Source organism: Microbacterium sp. lyk4-40-TSB-66 (genome assembly GCF_030209475.1).
Classification (GTDB): Bacteria; Actinomycetota; Actinomycetes; order Actinomycetales; family Microbacteriaceae; genus Microbacterium.
This window is the reverse complement of the sequence record NZ_JARVRW010000003.1, coordinates 133,138-157,594: the sequence shown is the minus strand read 5'-3', so window position 1 is coordinate 157,594 and position 24,457 is coordinate 133,138. Positions and strand designations below refer to the sequence as shown.

The following is a 24,457-nucleotide window of genomic DNA, read 5'->3' as shown; positions in this document are numbered from 1 at the left end:
CTACCTCGCCGCCTCAGCGGCGCAGCGCGTGAGCCACTGCGCGGCACGCGCGTGCCACGCGGGACGGAACAGGTACACCGCCCCCAGGCGCAGACGTGTGGATGCCTCGTACGCGGCGATCCGCGCCGGGTCGACGTGCGCCCGAGCGGCGACCCCGTCGATCGCCGCGAGCGCCCCGGCGGCGCGCGCCGGTGACAGGCGCCCCTGCACCCGCCGCCAGGCCACGTGGGCGCGCAGGTTCGCGAGGTCGAGGGCGGGTTCTGCGCGGGCGGCGGTGTCGAGGTCGATCAGGCCGGCCCGGTGCCCGTCCCACAGCACCTGTTTGTCGTGCAGGTCGCGGTGGGCGGAAGCCGAGGCACCCCCGGCGTCGATCGTGAGGGCCTCGGCCGCGCGGTCGAACGCCGACGCGACCTCCGCCTCGACCCCGGCGCGGAGCGCGTGATCGCGCCACCGCAGCAGGATCTCGGCCTCCGCGGACGCGGTGTGCGGGGCGGCGTCGGCCGCGACCGGCGCCGCCAGCACACGTTCCCAGCCGCGGGCCCATCCGTCCCACGCCGCCTGCACCACGGCATCCGGAGTCCCGGGGTCGGCGCCGAGATCGTGCAGGGTCCGGCCGTCGACGCGGGAGAGGTGCACGCAGCCGGCGGCGTCGAGGAGGGTGACGTCGGGGGTGACGAAGCCCCCGCGGAACGATTCGGCGCGGTCGTGCGCCCTCGTGATCGCGGCGAGGGATTCGCGTCGGACGACCTTCACGTAGCCGGAGCCGTCGTGGGCGCGCAGCACGACGCGGCGCCCCCGTCGCCACGAGACGGTCGTGCCGGTCGACCAGGCGCGCGCGAGGGCGGGCAGGTGCTTGTCCGCGCCGTCGGCGAGCAGCTCCACCCGGTCGTCTCGCAGTCGTCCGGCGCGCAGACGCCCGTCGGCGTGGACGACCTCGAGGTCGCAGCCGTTCGAGGACGGCCACGCCCTCCGGATGCGCCAGCGGCCGTGCTCGTCGCGCACCTCGCTCGGGGGCAGCATCACAGGAGGTCCTCCGCCCGCTCGAGGCGTGCCGCCACCGCCGCCGGCCAATCGGGTCGCCACCGGCGGAAGGGTTCGATCGCCCGCTCCAGCGCGCACAGCGGCGTCCAGGCGCGCCACTCGCGCTCGGTCACGACACCTCCCTGCGCCTGATACGCGGCGAAGAGCGCGGTCGTCGTCGCGAGGTCGCCGGTGCGCACGAACTCCTCGACGGCGAACCCGGCCAGATCGAGCGCCGGGTCGCCCGCCTCGAGACGGTCGAGGTCGATCAGACGCACCCGTCCCTCGCGACCGCGCAGCACCTGGTCCGCGCTGAAGTCCCCGTGCACGATGGCCCGCCGCTGCGTCGAGGGGACACGTCGGGCGATCTCGTCGACGCGGCGGGCGGTCTCGGGCAGCGCGATGCGCAGGGCCCGGGCGGCGCTGCGGGCGCGGGTCTCGGGCGCGTCCCCGGCGTCGATGCCGCCGACGGGTATCGCGTGCAGGCGGGCCAGAGCCCTGCCCGCGGCCGCGGCGTGCGCCGGCGAGGGCGAGGAGGCGAGGTCTCCCTCGCCCCAGGATGCCGTTGCCCAGGTGTCGTCGGCGACGAGGCGGGGAGGAAGGGTGGGAACACCCGCGCTCCGCAGCATTTCGGCGTTGCGCAGGGCGGCGCCCGCACGTCCGGGAGCCGTCTTGGCGTACTCGCCGCCGCCGCGCAGGACCAGCCGGCGCCCGGGGTTGTGCCGCACGATCTCGGCGCGGCGCCATGACGGCTCGTGCTTCTCGGCATCCCGCACGGCTCGGGTGAGCGCGCGGTCGCTGCGCGCGGGTCCGCCGGCCGACCAGGGCACGCCCGGGAGGGCTCGAACGGCGGGGTCGCGCCGCTCGGCCGAGTCCGGCTTGTCGGGCGCCGCCCACGCGCCCGCCCAGAACGAGCCGTCCGGGGTGGTGTAGGCGGTGAGCAGGCTCGTGCCCGGCTTATACCGCAGATGACGCACCTCGACGGGTGCCCCCACCGCGTCGGAGAAGGATGCCGGATCCAGCAGCGTGCGAAGGCCGGGGATGCCCGGGTCTCGCCCGACCAGCGCGCGCACGGCCGCGATCATCGCCGGCCCCCCGTCGTCGCGACGGCATCCTCGTCGTCGGTGCGCCGCATCCAGGCGTGCACGCGCGAGTCGGCGCGGTCGAGGAGTTCGCGCGGCGTCCCGTCTTCGACGATGCGTCCGTCTTCCAGCCACAGCACGCGGTCGGCCGACAGCGCCTGGCTGACATCGTGCGTGATCGACAGGGTCGTGCGGCCCTTCGTCAGCGCCTGCAGCGATGCGCCGACCTGGCTGCGCGCGTGCGGGTCGAGCCCGGTCGTGGCTTCGTCGAGCACGATGACCGGACTGTCGCGCAACAGCGCGCGAGCGATCGCGATCCGCTGACGCTGGCCCCCGGAGAGGGTGCCGCCGCGCGCACCGAGGACGGTGTCGTAGCCCTCGGGGAGGGCGGTGACGAAGTCGTGCGCGAAGGCACGGCGCGCCGCGTCTTCGACCTCTGCGTCGGTGGCGTCCAGTCGGCCGTACCGGATGTTCTCGCGGACGGACGTGGCGAAGAGGACCGACTCCTGCAGCAGCAGCGACACCGACGCGCGGACGCTCGCGATCGTCGCGCGGGAGACGTCGATGCCGTCCAGGCGCACCCGACCCGAGCGGGGATCCGCCGCGCGCACGAGGAGGCCCGCCAGGGTGGATTTGCCCCCTCCCGAGGGACCCAGCAGACACACGTGCTGCCCCGCGGGGAGATGCAGGGTCAGGTCTCGGAAGACCGTGCTGCCGCGTCCATCCTCGACCGAGACGGCCTCGAAGGCGACCTCGCCGCGGAGCGGGGGCAGGGGGGCGGCGTCGGGGCCGTCGGCGATCTCGACGGGTTCCGCCAGCAGGTCGGCCACGCGTTCGCCGGATGCCGCGGCCCGCGCGATGCGGCCGGTGTACTTCGCGAGGTCCTTCAACGGGCGCATGGCGAGTTTGAGGTAGGCGACGAAGACGACCAGGTCGCCGGGGGTCATGCTGCCCGACAGCACCTGCCATCCGCCGCCCAGGAGCACGGCCGCGGTGGCGAAGCCGACGATGACGTCGGTGCGTCGCTCCAAGCCGGCTGCGAGGCGGCGCGCGCGCACACCCTGCGTGAGGGCTCGGTCGTTGCCGTCGGCGAAGGCTCCGGCCAGGCGCCGCTCCAGACCGTACGCCTGTACGACGCGGATGGCCCCGAGGGCCTCCGACGCGGTGTCGGCGAGGGCGCCCTCGCCCTTCCGTGTCGTGCGCGACGCGTCGGTGATGCGGGTGGAACTGCGCCTCGACGACACCGCGTACAGCGCGGCGGCAATCACCACCACGAGGGTGAGGAGGGGGTCCATGAACGACATCACGACGACGAGGACGACGAGGGTGAGGACGTTGCCCACCAGGGGGAGTCCCGCCGTGACGGCGACCTCCTGCAGCCGGCCGATGTCGCTCACCAGCCGCTGCACGACGTCGCCCGATGACGCGGTCGAGTGGTAGCGGGCCGAGAGCGACTGCACGTGGGCGAACGCGCGGGCGCGCAGTTCGGTCGCCACGCGCGAACCGACCAGGGCGAAAGCCACCGTGCTCGCGTACGCCGCGACGGCCCGCAGGGCGATGAGCCCGAGCAGCAGCGTCGCGCAGGCGACGAGGAGTCCGAGACTCGCTTGCGGGATTCCCGCCGCAGCCCCGGTCGAGGCGCCGAGGCTCACCGACACCGAGTCGACGACGAACTTCAACGGCCACGGCTCGAGCACGCGGAAGACGACGTCGGCCAGCAGGGCGACCATGCCGAGCACGATCAGCGAGGCTTTGCCGCGCAGATGCGGCCGCACGATGGCGAGACTGCGCCGCAGGGCGCGCGGCGAGGCGGCCTTCTGCCGCTTCACGACGCCACCGCCGCCGGCATCGCGTCCAGGATCTGCGCGAGCACGCCACCCCACCCGTGCTCGGCGACCGCCTGCCGACGGGCCCGGTCGGCCATCCGCCGGCAGAGCGCGGGGTCGTCGACGAGCGTCTGCAGGGCGTCGGCCAGAGCGCGGGCGTCCCCCGGGGTGGTCAGCAGCCCCGAGCGAGCGTGCCGCACGAGCGAGGGCACCTGGCCCACCCGGCTGCCGACGACCGGGAGGCCCGCGGCGAGGTACTCCGAGACCTTCAGCGGAGAGAAATAGTCGTCGGCGGCCCGGTACGGGGCGACGCCGATGTCGAGGCGCTGCAGCACCGCGGGCACGTCCTCGGGGGCCACGGCGCCGGTGAAGGCGGCATCCACTCCGAGGCTCCGGGCGTGCGATTCCAGGTCCGCACGCTGCGGCCCGTCGCCGACGACGAGCAGCCGCGCCCGTCGCCCCCGCCGCGCGAGCTCGGCCATGGCATCCACGAGCACGTCCACTCCGTGCCAGGGCTTGAGCGTCCCGACGAATCCGACGGTGGGCGGCACGTCGTCGGCCCGCCGCACGAGGGACGGACGCACGCGGTCGGTGTTCACGCCGTTCGGCGCCACGAGCGGGCGCGAGGCGCCGTGCTCCCGCGCCCAGTCCGCCACCGGCTCCGAAACGCAGGCCGCCACGTCGGCCCGCCGCAGCGCGCGCGCGGCGATGGCGACCGCGGCCTGCTCGTCGACCAGCTCGCGGTGGCGGCGCTGCTCCTCCACCAGCGGGGCGTTGACTTCGAGGACGACGGGCACGCCGAGCGCGTCGGCGACGTCGGCGCCTCCCGCCGAGAAGAGCGAGAACCGTTCGTAGACGAGGTCGCATCCGTCGGCCACGATCGCGGCGGTGAGGTCGTCGACGGCATCGCGGATGCCGCGTTCGCGCTGCGGGGCACCCGTTCCTCGCACGCGCCGGACGACGACGCGCACATCGGCGAGGTCGGCGGGGACGTGATCGCCCGCCCGCGTGGCGTACACCGTCACCTCGTCGCCGCGGGAACGGAACGCCCGCACGATCTCCTGCACATGGACGCTCGCGCCCTTCGTGCCGAAGACGGGCACGCCGGGGTCGGCGACGAGATAGGCGACGCGCATCACGCCGCCTCCTTCCGAGCGGGGGCGGCGCCGGCCGCGGTGAGCTCGGCGAGCCGCGCGGCCTGCGCCGCGGCGTCGAAGTGCCGCTCGATGAGCTGCCGCGCCCGACGGGTGGTCGCCTCGACGGGGTAGTCGGGCCGGTTGACGCGACGCAGGCCCTCGGCGAGGGCTTCCACATCGCCGGGGGCGCAGAGCACGCCGGTGCGGCCGTCCTCGATGATCTCGGGGATACCGGTGACCTCGGTCGACACGCACGGGATGCCGCTGGCCATCGCCTCCAGGAGCACCGTGGGCAGCCCGTCGGCGTTGCCGTCGGCGCCGACCCGGCACGGGGCGACGAACACGTCGGCCTCGCGGAGGCGGGCGGAGACTTCACCCTGCGGCAGGGGACCGAGGAAACGGATCGCCGATGCGGCCGCCGCCTGCCGTCGCAGGGGGGTCGCGAGCTCGCCGTCGCCGACGATGTCGAGCGTCACGTCCACACCCTCGTCGCGCAGACGCCCGACGGCGTCGATCAGGACGTCGAAGCCCTTCTTCTCCACGAGCCGTCCGACCGCGAGCAGCCGCAGCGGCCCGCGCCGCGGCCCGCGCTCCACGAACGGGAAGCGCTCGAGATCGAGTCCGTTGTAGACGCGCACGACGCGCTCCGCCGCCGGGAAGGTCTCGCGGAGGTGGCGCAGGTTGAAGTCGCTCACGGTCACCGTGAACGCGGCATCCGACAGCTTCCGCTCGAGGTCGGCCGGGTCGACGGAGGCGTGGAAGATGTCCTTCGCGTGGGCGGTGAAGGAGTACGGGATGCCGGCGAGCAGCGCGGCCAATCGGGTCACGGTCGTCGCGGTCGAGGCGAAGTGCGCGTGGAGGTGGGTGATGCGCCGATCGACGGCCTGCCGGGCGACCTCGACCGCCTGCAGCGCGTCGTCGGCCTCCACGGCCAGCAGCTCCGGCAGATGCCGGGCGACGGCCGCGCCGAGACGGGGATCGGCCTGCGCGCGACGGAGACCGTCCCAGGCGGCCGAGAGGCGGCGCGGCACGGGGACGGCGCGGACGGGAGCCTGCACGCGGGCGAGCTCGGCGTGGAAGCGGGTGTCGTCGCTCGGGCGCAGCGCGAAGATCTCGAGGCGCTCGCCGCGCGCTTCGCGGGCGATGATCTCGGTGACGACGAAGGTCTCGGAGAAGCGCGGGTACATCTTCACGACGTAGCCGATGAGGGGAGAGGCGTCAGATGGCATGGGCGGTGAGTCCTTCCGTCGGGGCGAGCAGGTGGGCCGAGAGGGCGGCGGCGGTGGAGAGGCCGTCGAGCTCGATACCGGTACGAGGGCTACGGGTCCGATGGGTCCGGCGGAAGAAGGCGGCGATGGCCTCGCTGTCGAGGGGGCCGTCGCCGACCGTCTCGAACGCGCCGACGCGCTCCAGGGCGCGAGCACGGATTCGCTGCTCGTCGCGCCGGCCAGAGCGGGGTACGACGAGGGCGGGGGTCGAGGTGCTCATGACCTCGCACACCGTGTTGTAGCCGCCCATCGTCACCACCGCAGCGGCGCGTTCGAGCAGATCGGGCAGGTCGGGCGCGCTGTCCACGACCTCCGCACCCGTCCGCGTCGCCGCCGCCCGCACGCGTTCGCGATCGGGCGGCGACATCTGGGGGCCGGTGACGATGATGTGGCGGTGCCCGGAGGGCAGGTCGGCACCGGCCGCGGCCACGGCGGTGTGCACCCCGTCGGAACCGCCACCGACCGTGGTCAGCACGAACGGGCCGTCGACGGCGGCCGCCGGACGGGTCGGACGCCCGTGCGCGAGGTAGCCGGTGTAGCTGATGAGCGGCGCCAGCCCGGGGGGCGTCTCGCCGCTGAGCCGCAGGTCGTGCACGGCCGGATCGCCGTACACCCAGATCGCGTCGAAGTGCTCCCGCACCGCACGGGCTCCCCCCAGCGTGCGGAACTCCGCCCGGGCGACCGCGGGCCGGTCGAGGACGTCGCGAAGACCCAGGACCGTCGTGCACGAGGGGTGGGTGGCGCGGAGGTCCCGCAGCGCGTTACGCAGCTCGCCGTGCACCCCGAACGGATGGCGGTCGACCACGAAGAGATCGGGGGCGAAGGCCCGCAGCACCCCGGCGACGACGCCCGCCCGCATCGCGGTGACCCGCTGGATGTCAGCGGCGAGGTGCCGGGAGCGGTAGCCCGTGTCGTCGACGGAGACGCTGGGCACCACCACCCAGTCCCACCCGGGCGGGGCGGGGAACGCCGTCGCCGACGCCTGGCCGGTGATGAGGACACCCGTGACCTCCTGCCCGATGATCCCGGGGACCGTCCGCGTGAGGGCGTGGGCGAGGGCGAGATTGCGCCGCACGTGTCCGAGCCCGACGGAATCGTGCGACGACAGGGCGATCCGGTGAACCACAGCAGCCTCCTGGGGTGGTGAGGCGCCCGTTGCGCCGCATCCGCGGGGTGTCCCGCGTCTCCCATGCTGGCCACGGCCCGTAAAGCGCGAGTAAGGCGTCCACGAGAGGGTTCTTAGAAACGCGATTCCGGTGCCGGATCATGGTCAGACGTCACCCGCTCGGCGAGCACACCGAACGGGATGCCGCCCGCCCGACGCGGTGCGACCCGCCCCGACCGATACCCCATCGAAGGCGTCCATTACCCCGCGTGACCACCCGTTACCGGCGGTGACACCGCGGTTTGGGCGGTCGGCGACCGCATGTTGACGTGGAGTCATGACTTCGCTCCGCACCGCACGCCTGGCCACGATCCTCGGCGCCTCCACCGCAGCACTCCTCCTCGCCCTGACCGGGTGCGCCGGGGGTGCGGCATCCGGAGACGACTCCTCGCGCATCGTCCTCGGTGCCGACGACGGCAACGAGGCGCACTGGACGGTGCTGAAGCAGAAGCTCGCCGACGAGGGCATCGACCTCGAGGTGCGCACCATCAACGACGGCGTGCAGCTCAACCAGGGCGTGCAGGACGGCGAGCTCGACGTGAACCTGTTCCAGCACCTCATCTACCTGTCGCAGTTCAACGTCGAGAACAACGGCTCGCTCGTGCCGGTCGGCGCGACCGCGGTGTACCCGCTCGCGCTGTACTCCGAGCAGTACCAGGACGTGAAGGATCTGCCCGAGGGGGCCACCGTCGCGATCCCGAACAACCCCACCAACCTCGCGCGCGGGCTGCTGAACCTCCAGACCGCGGGTCTGCTCACGCTGAAGGACGGCGGCACCGCCCTCTCGACGCCCGCCGACATCCTCACGACGAAGGTCGAGCTGCTCCCCGTCGACACGAACCAGACCGTCACCGCCCTCAAGGACGGGAGCGCCCAGGCGGCGATCGTCAACAACACCCAGGCGCAGAAGGGCGGTCTCGGCGACGAGCTCATCATCTTCAAGGAAGACCTCGACAACCCGCAGCTCGCGCCCTACATCAACGCCTTCGTCACGCGTGACGACAAGAAGGACGACCCGCGCTGGGAGAAGCTGATCGCGGCCTACCACTCGCCCGAGGTCGAGGCCGCGGTCACCGAGCTGAACCAGGGCAACCTGCAGTTCAAGACCGAGTGGACCGGCGCGCAGCTGACCGAGGAACTCACGAGCCTCGAGGATGCCGTCAAGGCGCAGAACGGATGACCGCGGTCATCGAGCTGCGGGGCGTCACCAAGAGCTTCCGCACCGACCGCCGCTCCTCCACGACCGCCGTCGACGACGTCACGGTGAGCGTGGAGGAGGGGTCGATCGTCGGCGTCATCGGCTACTCCGGAGCCGGGAAGTCGACCCTCGTGCGTCTGCTCAACGGCCTGGAGAAGCCCACCTCGGGCGCCGTCGAGGTTCTCGGGGTCGATGTGGGCTCGGCATCCGAGGCGAAGCTGCGCGACCTGCGGCGCCGCGTCGGCATGATCTTCCAGCAGTTCAACCTCTTCACCTCGCGCACGGTCGCGGCCAACGTCGCGTATCCGCTCAAGGTGGCGGGGTGGAAGAAGGCCGACCGCGACAGGCGCGTCGCCGAACTGCTCGACTTCGTGGGGATCGGCGACAAGGCGAAGCACTACCCGCGGCGCCTGTCCGGCGGGCAGAAGCAGCGCGTCGGCATCGCCCGCGCGATCGCGACCGACCCGCAGATCCTGCTCGCCGACGAGGCGACCAGCGCCCTCGACCCGCAGACCACGGCCGAGGTGCTCGACCTGCTGCGCGAGATCAACCGGCGCCTCGGCATCACGATCGTCGTGATCACGCACCAGATCTCGATCGTGCACGAGCTGTGCGACCAGGTCATCGTCATGGACGGCGGCCGGGTCGTCGACAGCGGCGACACCTATCGCGTGTTCGCGCACCCCCGCGCCGACCTCACCAAGCGATTCGTCGCGGCGGTGACGCAGGGTGTCCCCGCCGGTGAGACGCTCGCCGCACTCGCCGCGGGAGGGGGAGAGCTCGTGAGCGTCGAGGTGAACGAGTTCACCAGCGAAGACGTGTCGGAGGTGTTCCACCGCCACGGCATCCGTCACTCCGTCGTCTATGGCGGGGTGACCGATGTGCTCGGCAAACAGCTGGGAACGCTCACGTACCGGGTGCATGCGGACGACCTGGATGCCGTCGTCACCGACCTCCGTGCCCACACCGACGTCGTCGTGCCCTCGGTGGAGGTGCGCGCATGAACAAGTGGGAGACCCTCACCCCTGTGCTGCTGCAGTCGATCGGCGAGACCGTCTACATGGTCACCGTCTCGCTGCTCATCTCGGGCGTCGCGGGACTCGTCATCGGCGCCCTGCTCTACGCCACCCGACCGGGCAACCTGTTCGAGAACCGCGTCGTCTTCTTCGCGTTGAACCTCGTCATCAACGTCATCCGCCCGATCCCCTTCATCATCTTCCTCACCGCCGTGGCCCCGGTCACGCGCGCCGTGACGGGGACGACCCTGGGGACGGATGCCGCGATCGTGCCCATCACGATCATGGCCACGGTCGTGATCGCCCGGGTCGTCGAGCAGAACCTCGTCGCCGTCGACCCCGGCACCGTGGAGGCCGCGCGCGCGGTCGGTGCGCGGCGGATCGGGGTGCTCTTCGGCGTGGTGATCCCCGAGGCCCTCGCGCCGCTCATCCTCGGTTACACGTTCATGTTCATCGCGGTCGTCGACATGTCGGCCATGGCCGGCTACATCGGCGGCGGCGGCCTCGGCAACTTCGCGATCATCTACGGCTATCAGCAGTTCAACGCGCAGGCGACGTGGGTGACCGTCGCGATCATCGTGGTGATCGTGCAGGCCGGGCAACTGCTCGGCAACACCCTGGCCCACCGCATCCTGCGCCGCTGACGCGCGGGGGTGGAGCGACGGCCATGCGCCGCGCCCCCCGCACGCACCCCTCGCCGAGTGTCCAGAACACCCGGACCATCGTCGAATTGGTCCGGGGGTTCCGGACGCTCGAGGTGCGGCGCGCACGGTCTCGGAGTGAGTGTCGATGGTCCGGCCCTCGAGGCCCTGCCCGCACATACCGACCTACCCTCGGAGGATGAGCCTCCCCCGCACCTTCGCCCGCTGGCTGCTCGGCGCCGCTCTGGTCTTCACCGGCACCGCGCATCTGACGTTCGCCCGCGACGCGTTCGTCGCTCAGGTGCCGTCGTGGCTTCCGCTTCCGGTCGACGTCACGGTCGTGGCATCCGGGGTCGTCGAGATAGCCCTGGGACTCGCCCTCCTCGTCCTCGGGCGCCGGCGCGTCGCGGTCGGCTGGATCGTCGCGGCCTTCTTCGTCGCGATCTTCCCCGGCAACATCGAGCAGTTCGTCCGGGGCACCGACGCCTTCGGCCTCGACACCGACCTCGCTCGCGGCATCCGTCTGCTCTTCCAGCCGCTGCTGGTGATCTGGGCGCTGTGGTCGACCGGAGCGTGGAAGGCCTGGCGAACGCGGCGGCGAGGCAGCGGCCGACGACCCGCGGTCGGACGCTGATCCCCGCGTCGCCCGGCGCCGCGGTCGCCGCCTGACCCGTGCGGCGCGGCGCCCCACCTGCTCGAATGTCCACAACACCCGGACCGTCGCGAAGTCCGTCCGGGTGTTCTGGACACTCAGCGTGGGGTTGGGGCCGCACGCGGCGTCGCGCGACCCGCGTGATCCTCCGCGACGGCGTGCGACGCGCGGGAGGCCGCGCAACCGCCGTCACATCGAGCGTCCAAGACGCGCCGCGTGCGCGCTCGCGCGACGGCGTTTCCTGGACACTCGACGGGGATGAGCGCCGCGCTGCGTCAGGCCCGCGCCGGACTCAGCTGCGCGCGGCCTCGGCCTGCAGCACCTCGACGAGCACGTCGAGACCGCGGTGCGCGTCGGCGTCGCCGATCACGGCGGGCGGAACGACGTGCACGCGGTTCTCCGCCACGAAGCCGAGCACGCCCCGGTCGAGCATCGCGGCCTTGATCGCGCCGACGCGGGCCGTGGCCACCGGCTCGCGGGTCGTCGGGTCGGCGACGAGCTCGACGGCCCAGAACACTCCGCGGCCGCGGACCTCGCCCACCAGCGGCGACTCCTCGGCCAGGGTGCGCAGGCGCGGGCCGATGACCTCGTCGCCGATGCGCCGCGCGTTCTCGATCACGCCCTCGTCGGCCATCGCCTCCTGCGCGGCGACGATCGACGCGGCGGCGAGCGGGTGGCCCGAGTACGTCAGTCCTCCGGGGAAGACGCGGTCATCGAACACCGAGGCCACGGCATCCGAGATCACCACTCCGCCGACGGGCACATAGCCGGAGTTCACGCCCTTGGCGAAGGTGATGAGGTCGGGGCGCACGTCGAAGGCGTCGAACGCGAACCACTCCCCGGCGCGCGCGAAGCCCGCCATGACCTCGTCGAGGATGAGCAGGATGCCGTAGCGGTCGGCGATCTCGCGCACCCCGGCGAGGTAGCCGGGCGGGGGTACGAGGATGCCGGCGGTGCCGGGGATGGTCTCGAAGAGGAACGCCGCGATGGTGTCGGGTCCCTCGGCCTGCACGGTGCGCTCGAGGTGGCGGAGCGCCCGCTCGCACTCCTGCTCAGGCGTCTCGGCCCAGAACTCGGAGCGGTAGAGATACGGCCCGAAGACATGGACGTGACCGCGGGAGTACTCGTTCGGCATGCGTCGCCAATCGCCGGTGGCGACGATCGCCGCACCGGTGTTGCCGTGGTACGAGCGGTAGTGCGACACGATCTTGTCGCGGCCGGTGGTCAGGCGCGCCATGCGGATGGCGTTCTCGTTGGCATCCGCACCACCGTTGGTGAAGAACACCTTCGAGAAGCCCTCGGGGGCGCGCTCGAGCACGAGCTCGGCCGCGTGGGCGCGCATCTCGTGCGCGTGCGCGGGCGCGACGGTGGTCAGCTGCGCCGCCTGCTCCTGGATCGCCGCGACGACGCGGGGGTGCTGGTGGCCGATGTTGACGTTGACCAGCATGCTCGAGAAGTCGAGGTAGCGACGGCCGTCGGCATCCCACACCTCTACGCCCGAGCCCCCGGCCAGGGGGAGCGGGGCGAGCGTGCCCTGCGCCGACCACGAGTGGAAGACACTGGTGCGGTCGCGCTCGCTGATGTCGGCGTTTCGGGAGGTCATCAGGGGAGAGGGCATTCCCCCAGTGTGCGGCTGGGCTCGACGAGCGGGGAGCGCGGATCTGTCGGTAATCTCGGGAGACGATCGACAGTTTGGCCAGTCATGCCCGCCACCCTCCGCGTCCTCCTCGGCGACGAGTCCTTCCCGCTGCGCGTCCTGACGGAGCTCGACGACGGGGTCCTCGACCGGCCGGTGTCCTGGGTGCACAGCTCCGACCTCATGGACCCGACCCCGTGGCTCGAGCCCGGCAACCTGCTGCTCACCAACGGGGCGCAGTTCTCCCCCGAACCGGATGCCGCCGAGGCCACCGACTACTGCCGGCGTCTGCGCGCGCACGGCGTCGTCGGCATCGGGTTCGCGACCGACATCATCCACGACCACGTGCCCCTCGCGGTGGTGCGGGCGGGGGAGGCCGTCGACCTGCCCATCGTCGAGATCGCGGACCGCGCGCCGTTCATCCGCATCATCCGCTTCGTGGCCGACATCATCGCGGCCGACCGGGCCGCGCGCCTGTCGTGGCTGCTCGACGCGCAAAGGGCGGTGGCGCGGGCGGCCGTGCGCGATGACGGACTGCGCGAGATCCTGCAGACCCTCTCGCACCTGCTCGGCGCCTGGGTCGAGCTCTACGACGCGGTCGGGGGGCGCCTGTCGCTGCCGGGGCTGCGCTCGGCGCCCCGCGGAGTCGAGGCCGAGGTCGGCCGCGACGTCCGCCGCCTGCTCGAACGGCGCACCGCCGCGAGCCTCGTCGTGCCCTCGGCCGGCCACGCGCTGCTGCAGACCATCGGGCAGAGTTCGCGGCTGCGCGGCGTGCTGGCCGTCGGGGGAGCGGAGCCCCTCGACCCCGCCGGCAAAGAGCTCGTCGCCACCGTCGTCGCCCTTGCGAGCATCGCCCTCGAGCAGCAGCGGGGGGTGCAGACGGCGCTCCGGGGCGTGCGCGCGGGCGTGGTGGAGATGCTGCTCGACGGTCATGCCGACGCCGCTCGCCGGGTGGCGGATTCGGCGGTGGGAGGACTCCCCACCGAGCCCTACCTCGTCGGCGTCCTGCGCGGCGCGCGCGCGACGCCCGGACTGCTCGACGAACTCGACCTCGTCTCGAGCGACCCGCAACGTCTGTTCTCGGCCGAACTCGGCGCCGACGTGGTCGTGCTGGTGGCCGCCGGCGCGGGCGATGCCCTGGTCGCGCTCGCCGAGCGGCGCGGTCTCGCCGCGGGGACGGCCCGTCACGGCGCGGGCGATGACCTCCCCCTCGCTTTCCGGCGGGCGGAACAGGCGGCGCGCGAGGCCCGAGCCGGAACCGTGCGCGCTTACGAGGACCTCGCGCGACGCGGGCTGGTCGGGGCGCTCCGCGAGCACGGCGGCGAAGAGCTCGCCCAGTCGCTCCTCGAGCCGCTCGACGGCCTGCCCCCCGCGGAGCGGCAGCGCCTGCGGGAGTCGGCGAAGGTGTGGCTGGATGCCAACGGCGCTTGGGACCCGGCAGCGCGAGCGCTCGGCATCCATCGCCACACGTTGAGGGCGCGACTCACCCAGCTCGAGGGTCTGCTCCGGCTCGACCTGTCGACCTTCGCCGCGCGCGCCGAGCTGTGGGCGGCGCTGGAGTTCACCGACGATCGCTCGTGAGTGCTCGACTCGCGGGAGATCAGTGCGCGTCGCTCGAAGCTCAGGTGGTGCGTTGTGTGTGCGCATGATCTGACGCTGCCGACGCTCTGCCGCCGGTGACGCGAGTGCTCACGGGGTGTCGCGGGGAGAGCGATCGAGCTCGTCGGCGAAGGCACGAGCAATCGCCGTCTCGTCGGGCAGGGCCTTCTGCATTTCATCGGTGAGTTCGTACCTCCTCACCGCGACGGGCTGCTTCGCCGAGGCGAGTGCATAGCGCACGACGGTGTCGTTCTTCCCGGCGACGAGGAGGATGCCCACCGTCGCCTGGTGTTTGTCGGGGATGCGGAGCCGGTCGTCGACGACGGCGACGTAGAAGCCGAGCTGGCCGGTATCACGAGGGTCGAAGGTCGTGGTCTTGAGTTCGATGACGACGTAGCGCAGCTGCTCGACGTGTTCTCGTTCGGAGACGTCGCCGTCGACGGCGAGGAACTGCAAGGCGTAGGGGTCCTTGGTCAGTTCCTGAGCCTGATCGGAGTCGAGTTCTTTCAGCGTGGCGGCGAAGTTGCTGGGGGCTGCTGCGTCTCGCTCATGAAGTCGGGTGGTGATCTGGTGAGCGAGCACGGCGCGGCTCCACCCGTGGTGTACGTCCTTCCTGGCGTACCAGTCCCGCTGCTCAGCGTCGTCGAGCTTGTCGAGCAGTTCGACGACGTGTCCCCAGGGCTATAGTCCAACGGGGCGTTGGACTATCGCGGTCGGGTCCGGCCACGCCTCAGCGAAGCGGCGCATCTAGAAGAGGTTCGCCCGTGAGAACCCCTTCATGGTCGGAAACTCTGCGCGCAGGTCTTCGGCCAGCCGGGTGAGGATCTTGGCACCCCAGCCCTGCTCCGCTTGGCGGGTGAGGATAGTGCGGCCGATGGTCCACCAGAGCTGGAGAAGTTCGTTGTTCGTCGTGCGCTGGGCACGGAGCCGGGCCCCGTGGACGTGCTTCTTCAGATCCTCGAGAGTCGACGCGTACTCTGCCGGTTCCATCTCGGTCATTCGCTCAGCCTCTCTCGCCGGAGAACGGCAAGAGAGACGACGCGGTACGGATGTTGGAATCAGTGCGACGGAAATCACCCGATGCTGGGTCCCTTTTCAGGTGCGAACAACCAGCTCGTGCTGCAGTGGGTCCTGGCCAGGCGCAGCGCGGGCTAGGGCTTCCGCCCGCTCCCCCGGGGGTGAGTCGCCTAGTTGCGTCGCAACCGGGCCACCGGAAGCGACGCGTCCTGGCCACTGACGCGAGGAGACCCCGCGGGCGGCGTCAGCTGTTCTGGGGGAAGCCGAGGTTGATGCCGCCGTGGGTGGCGGGGTCGAGCCAGCGGCTGGTCACGGCCTTCTCGCGGGTGAAGAAGTCGAAGCCGTGCACGCCGTACGCTTTGGCGTCGCCGAAGAGGCTCTTCTTCCAGCCGCCGAACGAGTGGTACGCCACGGGGACGGGGATGGGCACGTTGATGCCGATCATGCCGACCTGCACCTCGTTCTGGAAGCGGCGGGCGGCTCCTCCGTCGTTGGTGAAGATGGCGGTGCCGTTCCCGAACTCGCCGCTGTTGATCAGCGCGAGACCCTCGTCGTACGAGGCCACGCGCACGACGGAGAGCACCGGTCCGAAGATCTCCTCGGTGTACGCGCGGGATGACGTGGGCACGGCGTCCAGGAGCGTGGGGCCGAAGAAGAAGCCGTCCTCGTGTCCGTCGACGGTGTAGCCGCGACCGTCGACGACGACCTTCGCGCCGTCGGTCTCGGCGATGTCGACGTAGGAAGAGACCTTGTCGCGATGCTGTCCGCTGATCAGCGGCCCCATGTCGGGCTCGTCGGTGGCGGCGCCGTTGCCGATGCGCAGCTTCCGGATGCGGTCGGTGACCTTCGCGATGAGCTCGTCGGCGACGGGCTCGACCGCCAGGACGACGCTGATCGCCATGCACCGTTCGCCCGCGGCGCCGAAGCCGGCGTTGACGGCGGAGTCGGCGACGAGGTCGAGGTCGGCATCCGGCAACACCAGCATGTGGTTCTTCGCCCCGCCCAGAGCCTGCACACGCTTGCCGTTCTTCGCGGCCGTCTCGTAGATGTACTGCGCGATGGGGGTCGAGCCGACGAAGGAGATCGACTGCACGACGGGGCTGTTCAACAGGCCGTCGACGGCGACCTTGTCACCCTGCAGCACGGTGAACGCCCCCTCGGGAAGGCCCGCTTCCTTCCACAGCTGCGCGAGCCAGAGCGAGGCCGAGGGGTCCTTCTCGCTGGGCTTGAGCACCACCGCGTTGCCGGCGGCGAGGGCGATGGGGAAGAACCACATCGGCACCATCGCGGGGAAGTTGAACGGGCTGATCACACCGACCACCCCGAGCGGCTGCTTCAACGAGTAGACGTCGACGCCGTTCGAGGCGTTCTCGCTGTAGGCGCCCTTGATGAGGTGGGGGAACCCGGTGGCGAGTTCCACGACCTCCTGGCCGCGGGCGATCTCGCCCATGGCATCCGATCGCACCTTCCCGTGCTCCGACGTGAGGATCTCGGCCAGCTCCCCCTTGCGGGCGTTCAGCAGCTCACGGAACGCGAACAGCACCCCCTGCCGCTTCGCGATCGAGTACTGGCTCCACGCCGCGAACCCGCGCTCGGCGGAGGCGATGGCCGCGTCGACCTCCGCCTCGTCGGCCAGCGCCACGTGCGCCTGCACGGCGCCGGTGGCGGGGTTGTAGACGGGGGCGGTGCGGCCCGACGTCGAGGGCGCGGCGGCGCCGTCGAACCAGTGCGCGATGACGGGGAGGTCGTTGTCGGTCATGGCTCCCAGTAAACGTCCGATCCCGGGATCTCGCCGCTGACAAAGCGGCGACGCCGTGGGTCTCGACGGGACAGATCGGCATGCGGGTGGAACGCGGATGCCGCGCGACGGCAGCCCAGCTATGACGCCGCGGATGCCGAGCCGGCAGGCCGCCGGGGGCGGGAGCCGATCCCTGGGAGCTTCTTGTGCGAGACGCGTTGAGTTTGAGAACGATTATCAACGGCGATACCGTGGACGCATGACCCGTCGCCTCCTCGCCCCCGTCGTCATCGGGGCCGCCTCCGTTCTCGCGCTCGCCGGTTGCGCCGGTGGCGCCCCCACCGCCACCAGCTCGGGCGCCGCCGCGGGCGACAAGGTCACGGTCGTGGCATCCACCGACGTGTACGGCTCGATCGCCCAGGCCATCGGCGGCGACTTCGTCGAAGTGCAGTCGATCATCACGTCGTCGTCGCAGGACCCGCACGAGTACGAGGCGAGCGCGCAAGACCAGCTCACGCTGAAGAACGCGGGCCTCGTCATCGAGAACGGCGGCGGGTACGACGCGTTCATGGAGTCGCTCGTCGAGGCCAGCGGCACCACCGCCCCCGTCATCACGGCCGTCGATTTCAACCACGACTACCCCGGGGCCGCCTCGCACGACGAGGCGCACGCCGACGAGGCGAGCGCAGCCCCCACCGAGCGCGCCGACGCGCAGGCCGAGGGCGACGACCACGACCACGCCGAGGGCGAGACCCACGCAGAGGGCGACGGGCACGGCCACATCGAGGGCTTCAACGAGCACGTCTGGTACGACCCTCACACCATGGAAGACCTCGCCGCAGACATCGCCGAGCACCTGGGCGAGATCGCCCCCGACCACGCGGCCGACTTCACGGCCAACGCCGACGCCTTCGTGGGCGAGATCGCCGGCCTCGAGGACTCCCTCGGCCAGATCGAGGCGAAGGACGCCGGCGCCAAGGTGTTCGTGACCGAGCCGGTGCCGGTGTACCTGACCGCCGCGGCGGGACTCGACAACGCCACCCCCGACGAGTTCAGCGAGGCGGTCGAAGAGGGCCAGGACGTGCCTCCGGCGACCCTGCTCGAGTCACTGCAGCTGATCGAGTCCGGTGACATCGCGCTGATGATCGTCAACCCGCAGACCGGCGGCGCCGAGACCACGCAGGTCGAAGACGCGGCGAAGGCGAAGAACATCCCGGTGATCGAGTTCACCGAAACGCTCCCCGAGGGTCAGACTTACATCTCGTGGATGCAGAGCAACATCACGGCGCTGTCCGACGCGCTGGCGTGAACGCGGCCTCACCGCTGCGCGTGCGCGGCGCCGCCCTCGAGCGGGGCGGCCGCGAGCTGTGGGCCGGGCTCGACCTCGAGGTCGCGCCCGGCGAGCTCGTCGCGGTGCTCGGGCCCAGCGGGTCGGGGAAGACGACCCTGCTGCGCGCCATCCTCGGCCTCGAACGCCTGAGCGCGGGCTCCATCGAGGCGCTCGGCACCCCCGTCCGTCGCGCCGGCAACCGCCGCATCGGTTACATCCCCCAGCAGCGCCCCCTGCCCCGAGAGACTCCGCTGCGCGGACGCGACATCGTCGGCCTCGGCGTCGACGGGCACCGCCTCGGACTACCGCTGTCGCGCAAGAAGGACCGCGCGCGCATCGACGATCTTCTCGCGGCGGTGGGCGCCACCGAGTTCGGCGACCGGCCGGTCGGCCTCCTCTCGGGCGGCGAGCAACAGCGTCTGCGCGTGGGCCAGGCCCTCGCCGACGACCCCGCCCTGCTGCTGTGCGACGAGCCGCTGACCAGCCTCGACCTCGCCAACCAGCAGGCCGTCGTGCGCCTGATCGATCGGCACCGCCGCGAGCGGGCCGCCGCGGTGCTGCTCGTCACGCACGACATCAACCCGGTGCTTTCGCGCGTCGACCGTATCCTCTACATCGCCCACGGTCGCTTCACCCTCGGCACCCCCGACGAGGTGCTGACCACCGAGACCCTCAGCGCCCTCTACGGCGCCCCCGTCTACGTCGTGCGTGCCGGCGGCCAGCTCATCGTCGTCGGAGCGCCGGATGCCGATGAGGCCCACCACCATCACCACGACGAGGATCACGCATGAACTGGTCCGACGTCGGCGACGCGCTCTTCGGAGGGGTGAGCCAGTACGGCGCCATCCTCGAACTGGTCCAGAACTCCGTCTACGCCGGAGCCGTGCTCGGCCTCGTCGGCGGACTGATCGGCGTCTTCGTGATGCAGCGCGACATGGCTTTCGCCGTGCACGGCATCAGCGAGCTGTCGTTCGCGGGCGCCGCGGTGGCACTGCTCATCGGCGTCGACGTCGTGTCGGGGTCGATCGTCGGCTCGCTCATCGCCGCGGCCCTCATCGGGGTGCTCGGCGCACGGGCGCGGGACCGCAACTCCATCATCGGCGTGCTCATGCCGTTCGGTCTGGGCGTCGGCATCCTGTGCCTCTCGCTCTACAACGGCCGCAGCGCCACTCGTTTCAGCCTGCTGACCGGCCAGATCGTGTCGGTGCAGAGCGAGCAGCTCGGCTGGCTCGTCGTGATCGGCGTCGCGGTGCTCGCGGCCCTCCTGCTCATCTGGCGTCCGCTGCGCTTCGACTCTCTCGACCCGCAGTCCGCCGCCGCCCGCGGGGTCCCCACGACCGCGGTGTCGCTGGCGTTCATGCTGCTGCTCGGGCTGATCGTCGCGGTGGCCGTGCACATCATCGGAGCGCTCCTCGTGATGGCGCTGCTCGTCACCCCGGCCGCGGCCGCGATGCGCGTGGCATCCGGACCGCTGTCGGTTCCGCTGCTGGCCGCGCTGTTCGGCTTCGTCTCGGCGGTGGGGGGCGTGCTGCTCGCGGTGGCCGGAACGCTGCCGGTCAGCCCGTACATCACGACCATCTCGTTCGCGATCTACCTGGTGTGCCGGGTGGTCGGCGCGCGGCGCGAGCGCACCACCCGCGCGCTCTGAGCCCGGGCTCCCGCGCACCGCGCGTACGGGCCCGCCCTCGCCCCCGCGACATCTCCCGCGCCCAGCCGTTTCACCGATCGCCTCGCTAGACTCGGCGGCATGGTCCAGCGCAACACGTGGCAGCGCGAGCGCGTGCGCGAAGCCCTGTCGGGAGCCGGCGGCTTCGTCAGCGCACAGGCGTTGCACGCGACCCTGCGCGACGAGAACACGGGCATCGGTCTGGCCACCGTCTACCGCACGCTCGCCGGCCTCGCGGCCAAGGGCGACGCCGACTCGCTGCAGAGCCCCGAGGGTGAGAACCTCTTCCGCGCCTGCGAGACGCGGGGACACCACCATCATCTGATCTGCCGCTCGTGCGGCAAGGCGGTCGAGATCGCCGCGACCGACGTCGAGGAGTGGGCGCAGCGCACCGCCGCCCAGCACGGCTTCAGTGAGGCCGAGCACGTCGTCGACATCTTCGGCATCTGCACCGATTGCGCCCGCGCCCGGGCTCGCGAGCGTGGCGACGAGTAGTCGCACCGCGGCGCCGTCGCCCCCGCGCACCGGCGCCTCCCGCACCCTCGTCGCGCTCGGCCTGGGTGTCGTCGTGGTCACCGCGTTGTTCCTGGTCGACGCGTTCGCGCCCACGTTCTTCGCGCAGCCCCTGCCCACCCGCGCCCAGGACGGTCTGACCCTCGCCCTCAGCGTGCTCATCGAGTCGCTGCCGTTCGTGGTGCTCGGCGTGGTGCTGTCGATCATCGTGCAGGTCTGGGTGCCGCCGGGGGCGATCGAGAGATGGATGCCGCGCGCGCCGTGGGCGCGCCGGGCGGTGCTGTCGCTGCTGGGCATGTTCATCCCCGTCTGCGAGTGCGGGAACGTGCCCTTCGCCCGCGGACTGCTCATGCGCGGCTTCGGGGTGTCCGACACCCTGACCTTCCTCGTCGCGGCGCCCATCGTGAACCCGATCGTCATCATCTCCACCCACGCGGCGTTCGGCTTCAGCGACGGCATCCTGGTGGCGCGCCTGATCGGCGGCTACCTCGTCGCCAACCTCATCGGGTGGCTGTACAGCCGGCATCCCGATCCCGACAAGCTCATCACCGAGCGCTTCCTCGCCACCTGCGAGATCGTCGTGCAGGAGCGCGGGAACCGCGGCCGACGCACCCTCGCCCAGTTCGTCGTGGAACTGCGTTCGGTGATGCCCGCGCTCATCATCGGATCGCTGCTGGCGGGAGCGGTGCAGGTGCTCATCCCGCGGAGCGCGCTGCTGGCGATCGGCTCGGATCCGGCGCTCTCGATCGCGGCCATGATGCTGCTGGCGATCGTCGTGTCGCTCTGCTCGAACGTCGACGCCTTCTTCGCGCTGTCGTTCGCCTCGACGTTCACGCCCGGTTCGATCGTCGCCTTCCTGGTGGTCGGACCCATCATCGACCTGAAGATGATGGCGCTGCTGCGCACGACGTTCACCACGCGGGTGCTCGCCGGGATGACGGTGGTCGTGGTGCTGTTCGCCTTCGCGCTCGGAACGGTGGTGAACCTCCTTGTCTAGGACGCAAGCCCTCGCCACGCGCTGGCTCGGCGTGGGACTGACCACGTGCCTGTCGATCACGACGATCACGCTGTGGATCACGGGCCGCATGTCGCTGTACATCAACCCCGACTCGGCGTGGTTCGCCGTCGGCATGTCGGTCGTCGCCCTCGTCGGGGCGGTCGCTTCGTTCGCGCTGCCGTTGGGCGCCGAGGCCGACCACGGACACGATCACGAGCACGGGCACGCCCCCGCCGCGGCATCCGCCCGCCGTGAGGCGTTCGCGCACGCCGATCACGAGCACGCCGATCCGTTCGACGACCACGACCACACCGCCCACGAGCAGCTCGCCGCGCGTCCGCGCCTGACCCCCGGGGGTATCGCGGCCTTCACCGGCGGGGTGCTCGCCTCGGGCGCCGTGATCGCGGTGCTGCTGACGCCCGCGGCGTCGCTGTCGACCGAACTCGCCGTCTCGCGCGACGTGGGGGCGCCGCCGTTGTTCGCGGGCTCCGACGTCATCACGCTCGCGGCTTCCGGCGACACCGCGCAGTTCGGCATCGGCGACTGGTCGGCGGTGTTCGCGCACGCGACCAACCCCGAGACGTTCGACGGCAAGCCCGTCACCCTGACCGGATTCATCACCCCGGGCGGCGACGGCGCCACCTTCGACCTCACGCGCCTCGTCATCACGCACTGCGTCATCGACGCCCAGACCGCGCGGCTGCCGATCACCGCGTCGGTCGACGCCCCCGCGACGGGACAGTGGGTGACCGTGACCGGCACGGTGCGCTCCAGCGGCGACGGCACGCTCGAGGTGCAGGCCGAGCAGGTGGCATCCATCGACGAACCGGCGGATCCCTATGAGTACTGAGTCCCGCCGGTCGCGGTCCCGCGCGCGGCGCGGACGCGGGTTCGCGGTCGCCTTCGCCGCCGTCCTCGTCGGCCTCGTGGTCGTCGGCGGGATCGGCGGGGTCGTCGCGGTGGCGCAGGGACCCCGCGTCACCGACGTGCAGGTCGACCCCGCGGCCGCGGTCGCGGCATCCGGGTCCCGCGTGATCCTGACGACCACGCAGTCGCTCGAGACCGTGGACGCGTCGCAGGTGTCGGTGGAGCCGGCGACGCCGTTCACCGTCGACACCGCGGGGCGGAGCGTCGGCGTGCGCTTCACCCTGCCGCTGCGCGACGACACCGACTACCGCATCACGGTCGACGGCGTGAGCGGCCTGGGCGCCGGGCCCTCGTCGACGCTCACCGAGACCTTCCGCACGCCGCCGCTGCAGGCGTATCTGATGCAGCGCGGTACGCCCGAGGGCGACACGATCTTCCGCACCGACCTGCAGGGCGAGGCCGGGTTGCCGGTCTTCGTGCACCCGCACATCGAAGACTTCCGCGCCACCGCGAACCACCTCGTCATCTCGGTGCGCGACGGCGACACCGCCCGGGTGATCGTCACCGACGCCGACGGGCAGAACGCGCGTGACGTCGCGCTCCCCGGGCCCGGTTTCGTGAGCAACCTGCAGTCGGCCGACCGCGGAGAACGCATCGGATTCACCTTCTCGGATGCCGACCTGGGTGCGGCGGGAGGACGCGAGAGCCGCCTGTTCACGATGTCGGCCGCCGATGACGCACCCCCCACCGACGTGGGCTTGAACGGCGGCGACGCCCGCATCGCCGACTACCGTTTCGTGCCCGACACCGACAGCATGCTCGTGCTCACGTTCGACTCGCGCCTGCTGCTCACCGATGCCGAGGGCGGGAACGCGGCACCGCTCGGCAGCGCGGTGTCGATCGACGGCATCGCCCGCGGCTCGTCGGTCGCGATCGTCGAGCGGCTCGAGGGGATCCGCGAGGTCGACCTGACCGACGGGTCGGAGAGACCCCTCGTGCAACCCGTCGATCCGCCGGGCCTCGCCGGGCGTGCCACCCCGGTTCCCGGAACGGATGCCGGCACGATCCGCTCGTTCGCCGACATCAGCGCCGACGGGGTCTCGCGCTCGACCACCGTGGCGCACATCGACACCGGCGGTGCGGTGCGGCCGATGCTCGAGGTCCCCGGCTCCGACACGGTGCTGCAGACGTGCGTCTCGCCCAGCGGCCGGTACGCCGCGGTGCTCATCGCCCCGCGAGCCGTCGACAACCCCTTCGACCGCTACCAGCTGCCCCTTCCCGAGCGTCTGCTCACCCACCTCGTGGAGGTCGACACCGGCCAGGAGGTCGTCGCCCTCCAGGGCTTCGACCTGTCGTGGTGCCAGGTACCCCCGCAGTGACGCGTCCGGCGACGCGCGACGACCTCTCGGCGCTGCCCGTGGAGGTCGCGCCACGGCTGTTGGGTGCGCTGTTGGAGACCGTCGTGGGCGGCGACCGCGTGGTCGCGCGGCTGACGGAGGTCGAGGCGTATCACGGGCGCGGCACGGGCGATCGACCCGATCCCGGCTCGCACGCGCGGATGGGACCGACCGCGCGCAACGCCACGATGTGGGGTGAACCGGGTCATCTCTACGTGTACCTCAGTCACGGCATCCACTCCTGCGTCAACGTCGTCTGCGGCCCCGAAGGGGTCGCCGGCGGTGTGCTGCTGCGAGGTGGCGAGATCGTCGAGGGCGTCGACATCGCCGAGCGGCGACGACTCGAGCGGCGCGGTGCCGTGCGGGCGGAGCGCGACCTCGCGCGCGGGCCGGGGCGCTTCGGCGACGCGGTGGGACTGCGGCATCCGGTGCACGACGGGATCGACGCGGTGACGGGCTCCGAGCGGGCGGGGGCGACGGCGCGCCTGTGGCTGCCGTCGGAGCCGGTCGGCCCGATCGCGACGGGGCCCCGGGTCGGCGTCGCGGGCGTCGCCGGGACGGAAGCCTTCCCGTGGCGGTTCTGGATCGAGGGGGATGCCACGGTCTCGACGTTCCGCTGGGGCCGCGGCGCGGCGGAGGCGGCGGGGCGCTGAGCGGGGTGATCCGCTGGCGGTGCCGCCAGGGCTTCGTGCA

Annotated in this window: 22 protein-coding genes and 1 pseudogene; 13 read left to right on the top strand and 10 right to left on the bottom strand. The window is 71.9% G+C overall.

Annotated elements, in window-relative coordinates:
• The 6 genes from QRO03_RS05860 to QRO03_RS05835 are packed head-to-tail and all read right to left on the bottom strand — an operon-like array spanning nucleotide 1 to nucleotide 7,458.
• On the bottom strand, nucleotides 1–1,023 hold the full coding sequence (locus QRO03_RS05860; protein ID WP_285136585.1) for a hypothetical protein: 1,023 nt from the start codon (nucleotides 1,021–1,023) through the stop codon (nucleotides 1–3).
• Nucleotides 1,020–2,105, bottom strand: coding sequence for a phosphotransferase family protein (locus QRO03_RS05855; protein WP_285136584.1), 1,086 nt, complete (start codon nucleotides 2,103–2,105; stop codon nucleotides 1,020–1,022). Before QRO03_RS05855 ends, QRO03_RS05860 begins: the two co-directional genes overlap by 4 nt.
• On the bottom strand, nucleotides 2,102–3,931 hold the full coding sequence (locus QRO03_RS05850) for an ABC transporter ATP-binding protein (protein WP_285136583.1): 1,830 nt from the start codon (nucleotides 3,929–3,931) through the stop codon (nucleotides 2,102–2,104). The genes QRO03_RS05855 and QRO03_RS05850 overlap by 4 nt, the downstream gene beginning before the upstream one ends.
• On the bottom strand, nucleotides 3,928–5,064 hold the full coding sequence (locus QRO03_RS05845; RefSeq protein WP_285136911.1) for a glycosyltransferase family 4 protein: 1,137 nt from the start codon (nucleotides 5,062–5,064) through the stop codon (nucleotides 3,928–3,930). The genes QRO03_RS05850 and QRO03_RS05845 overlap by 4 nt, the downstream gene beginning before the upstream one ends.
• Nucleotides 5,064–6,293: a glycosyltransferase gene (locus tag QRO03_RS05840; RefSeq protein WP_285136582.1), complete on the bottom strand. Its 1,230-nt coding sequence runs from the start codon at nucleotides 6,291–6,293 to the stop codon at nucleotides 5,064–5,066. The genes QRO03_RS05845 and QRO03_RS05840 overlap by 1 nt, the downstream gene beginning before the upstream one ends.
• On the bottom strand, nucleotides 6,283–7,458 hold the full coding sequence (locus QRO03_RS05835; RefSeq protein WP_285136581.1) for a glycosyltransferase family protein: 1,176 nt from the start codon (nucleotides 7,456–7,458) through the stop codon (nucleotides 6,283–6,285). The genes QRO03_RS05840 and QRO03_RS05835 overlap by 11 nt, the downstream gene beginning before the upstream one ends.
• Before the next feature lie 316 nt (nucleotides 7,459–7,774).
• On the opposite strand from QRO03_RS05835, the gene QRO03_RS05830 reads away from it, so the two are divergent.
• The 4 genes from QRO03_RS05830 (at nucleotide 7,775) to QRO03_RS05815 (ending at nucleotide 10,986) form a co-directional block, all read left to right on the top strand.
• The gene (locus tag QRO03_RS05830; protein WP_285136580.1) at nucleotides 7,775–8,677 is read left to right on the top strand and encodes a MetQ/NlpA family ABC transporter substrate-binding protein; all 903 of its coding nucleotides are present in this window, start codon (nucleotides 7,775–7,777) and stop codon (nucleotides 8,675–8,677) included.
• Nucleotides 8,674–9,699 carry a methionine ABC transporter ATP-binding protein gene (locus QRO03_RS05825; RefSeq protein WP_285136579.1) on the top strand — a complete coding sequence of 342 codons (1,026 nt, stop codon included), beginning with the start codon at nucleotides 8,674–8,676 and terminating at the stop codon, nucleotides 9,697–9,699. Before QRO03_RS05830 ends, QRO03_RS05825 begins: the two co-directional genes overlap by 4 nt.
• A complete protein-coding gene (locus tag QRO03_RS05820) occupies nucleotides 9,696–10,355 on the top strand; it encodes a methionine ABC transporter permease (RefSeq protein WP_285136578.1) in 660 nt (219 codons plus the stop codon). The genes QRO03_RS05825 and QRO03_RS05820 overlap by 4 nt, the downstream gene beginning before the upstream one ends.
• A gap of 196 nt (nucleotides 10,356–10,551) precedes the next feature.
• Nucleotides 10,552–10,986 (top strand): DoxX family protein, encoded by a 435-nt coding sequence (locus QRO03_RS05815; RefSeq protein ID WP_285136577.1) that lies wholly within the window; start codon nucleotides 10,552–10,554, stop codon nucleotides 10,984–10,986.
• Between the two features lie 310 nt (nucleotides 10,987–11,296).
• On the opposite strand, the gene QRO03_RS05810 is transcribed toward QRO03_RS05815, so the two are convergent.
• Entirely contained in the window at nucleotides 11,297–12,622 is a 1,326-nt protein-coding gene (locus QRO03_RS05810) for an aspartate aminotransferase family protein (protein ID WP_285136576.1), read from the bottom strand.
• 84 nt (nucleotides 12,623–12,706) lie between these two features.
• Between QRO03_RS05810 and QRO03_RS05805 the strand changes: the two genes are divergently transcribed.
• On the top strand, nucleotides 12,707–14,221 hold the full coding sequence (locus tag QRO03_RS05805; RefSeq protein WP_285136575.1) for a PucR family transcriptional regulator: 1,515 nt from the start codon (nucleotides 12,707–12,709) through the stop codon (nucleotides 14,219–14,221).
• Between the two features lie 108 nt (nucleotides 14,222–14,329).
• Here the strand turns inward: QRO03_RS05805 and QRO03_RS16375 are convergent, their stop codons facing one another.
• The 3 genes and pseudogenes from QRO03_RS16375 to QRO03_RS05795 all read right to left on the bottom strand — a co-directional run bounded on the left by QRO03_RS16375 (nucleotide 14,330) and on the right by QRO03_RS05795 (nucleotide 17,015).
• The gene (locus QRO03_RS16375) at nucleotides 14,330–14,821 is read right to left on the bottom strand and encodes a PDDEXK nuclease domain-containing protein (protein WP_350224126.1); all 492 of its coding nucleotides are present in this window, start codon (nucleotides 14,819–14,821) and stop codon (nucleotides 14,330–14,332) included.
• A pseudogene (locus QRO03_RS16370) lies at nucleotides 14,795–15,229 on the bottom strand (DUF1016 N-terminal domain-containing protein); the annotation flags it as partial. The pseudogene QRO03_RS16370 and the gene QRO03_RS16375, both read right to left, overlap by 27 nt.
• 271 nt (nucleotides 15,230–15,500) lie before the next feature.
• Nucleotides 15,501–17,015: a CoA-acylating methylmalonate-semialdehyde dehydrogenase gene (locus QRO03_RS05795; protein WP_285136574.1), complete on the bottom strand. Its 1,515-nt coding sequence runs from the start codon at nucleotides 17,013–17,015 to the stop codon at nucleotides 15,501–15,503.
• A gap of 238 nt (nucleotides 17,016–17,253) precedes the next feature.
• On the opposite strand from QRO03_RS05795, the gene QRO03_RS05790 reads away from it, so the two are divergent.
• From QRO03_RS05790 to QRO03_RS05755, 8 genes are all read left to right on the top strand, one after another.
• Nucleotides 17,254–18,303 (top strand): metal ABC transporter solute-binding protein, Zn/Mn family, encoded by a 1,050-nt coding sequence (locus tag QRO03_RS05790; RefSeq protein WP_285136573.1) that lies wholly within the window; start codon nucleotides 17,254–17,256, stop codon nucleotides 18,301–18,303.
• Nucleotides 18,300–19,115, top strand: a complete 816-nt coding sequence (locus QRO03_RS05785; RefSeq protein WP_285136572.1) for a metal ABC transporter ATP-binding protein — start codon at nucleotides 18,300–18,302, stop codon at nucleotides 19,113–19,115. The genes QRO03_RS05790 and QRO03_RS05785 overlap by 4 nt, the downstream gene beginning before the upstream one ends.
• On the top strand, nucleotides 19,112–19,972 hold the full coding sequence (locus tag QRO03_RS05780; RefSeq protein ID WP_285136571.1) for a metal ABC transporter permease: 861 nt from the start codon (nucleotides 19,112–19,114) through the stop codon (nucleotides 19,970–19,972). The genes QRO03_RS05785 and QRO03_RS05780 overlap by 4 nt, the downstream gene beginning before the upstream one ends.
• Before the next feature lie 99 nt (nucleotides 19,973–20,071).
• Complete coding sequence (locus QRO03_RS05775) at nucleotides 20,072–20,485, top strand: Fur family transcriptional regulator (protein ID WP_285136570.1); 414 nt, start codon at nucleotides 20,072–20,074, stop codon at nucleotides 20,483–20,485.
• Entirely contained in the window at nucleotides 20,472–21,500 is a 1,029-nt protein-coding gene (locus QRO03_RS05770) for a permease (RefSeq protein ID WP_285136569.1), read from the top strand. The genes QRO03_RS05775 and QRO03_RS05770 overlap by 14 nt, the downstream gene beginning before the upstream one ends.
• Nucleotides 21,493–22,350, top strand: coding sequence for a TIGR03943 family putative permease subunit (locus QRO03_RS05765; protein WP_285136568.1), 858 nt, complete (start codon nucleotides 21,493–21,495; stop codon nucleotides 22,348–22,350). The genes QRO03_RS05770 and QRO03_RS05765 overlap by 8 nt, the downstream gene beginning before the upstream one ends.
• Complete coding sequence (locus tag QRO03_RS05760; RefSeq protein ID WP_285136567.1) at nucleotides 22,340–23,746, top strand: hypothetical protein; 1,407 nt, start codon at nucleotides 22,340–22,342, stop codon at nucleotides 23,744–23,746. The genes QRO03_RS05765 and QRO03_RS05760 overlap by 11 nt, the downstream gene beginning before the upstream one ends.
• Nucleotides 23,725–24,417 carry a DNA-3-methyladenine glycosylase gene (locus tag QRO03_RS05755; protein ID WP_285136566.1) on the top strand — a complete coding sequence of 231 codons (693 nt, stop codon included), beginning with the start codon at nucleotides 23,725–23,727 and terminating at the stop codon, nucleotides 24,415–24,417. The genes QRO03_RS05760 and QRO03_RS05755 overlap by 22 nt, the downstream gene beginning before the upstream one ends.
• Nucleotides 24,418–24,457 lie beyond the last annotated feature (40 nt).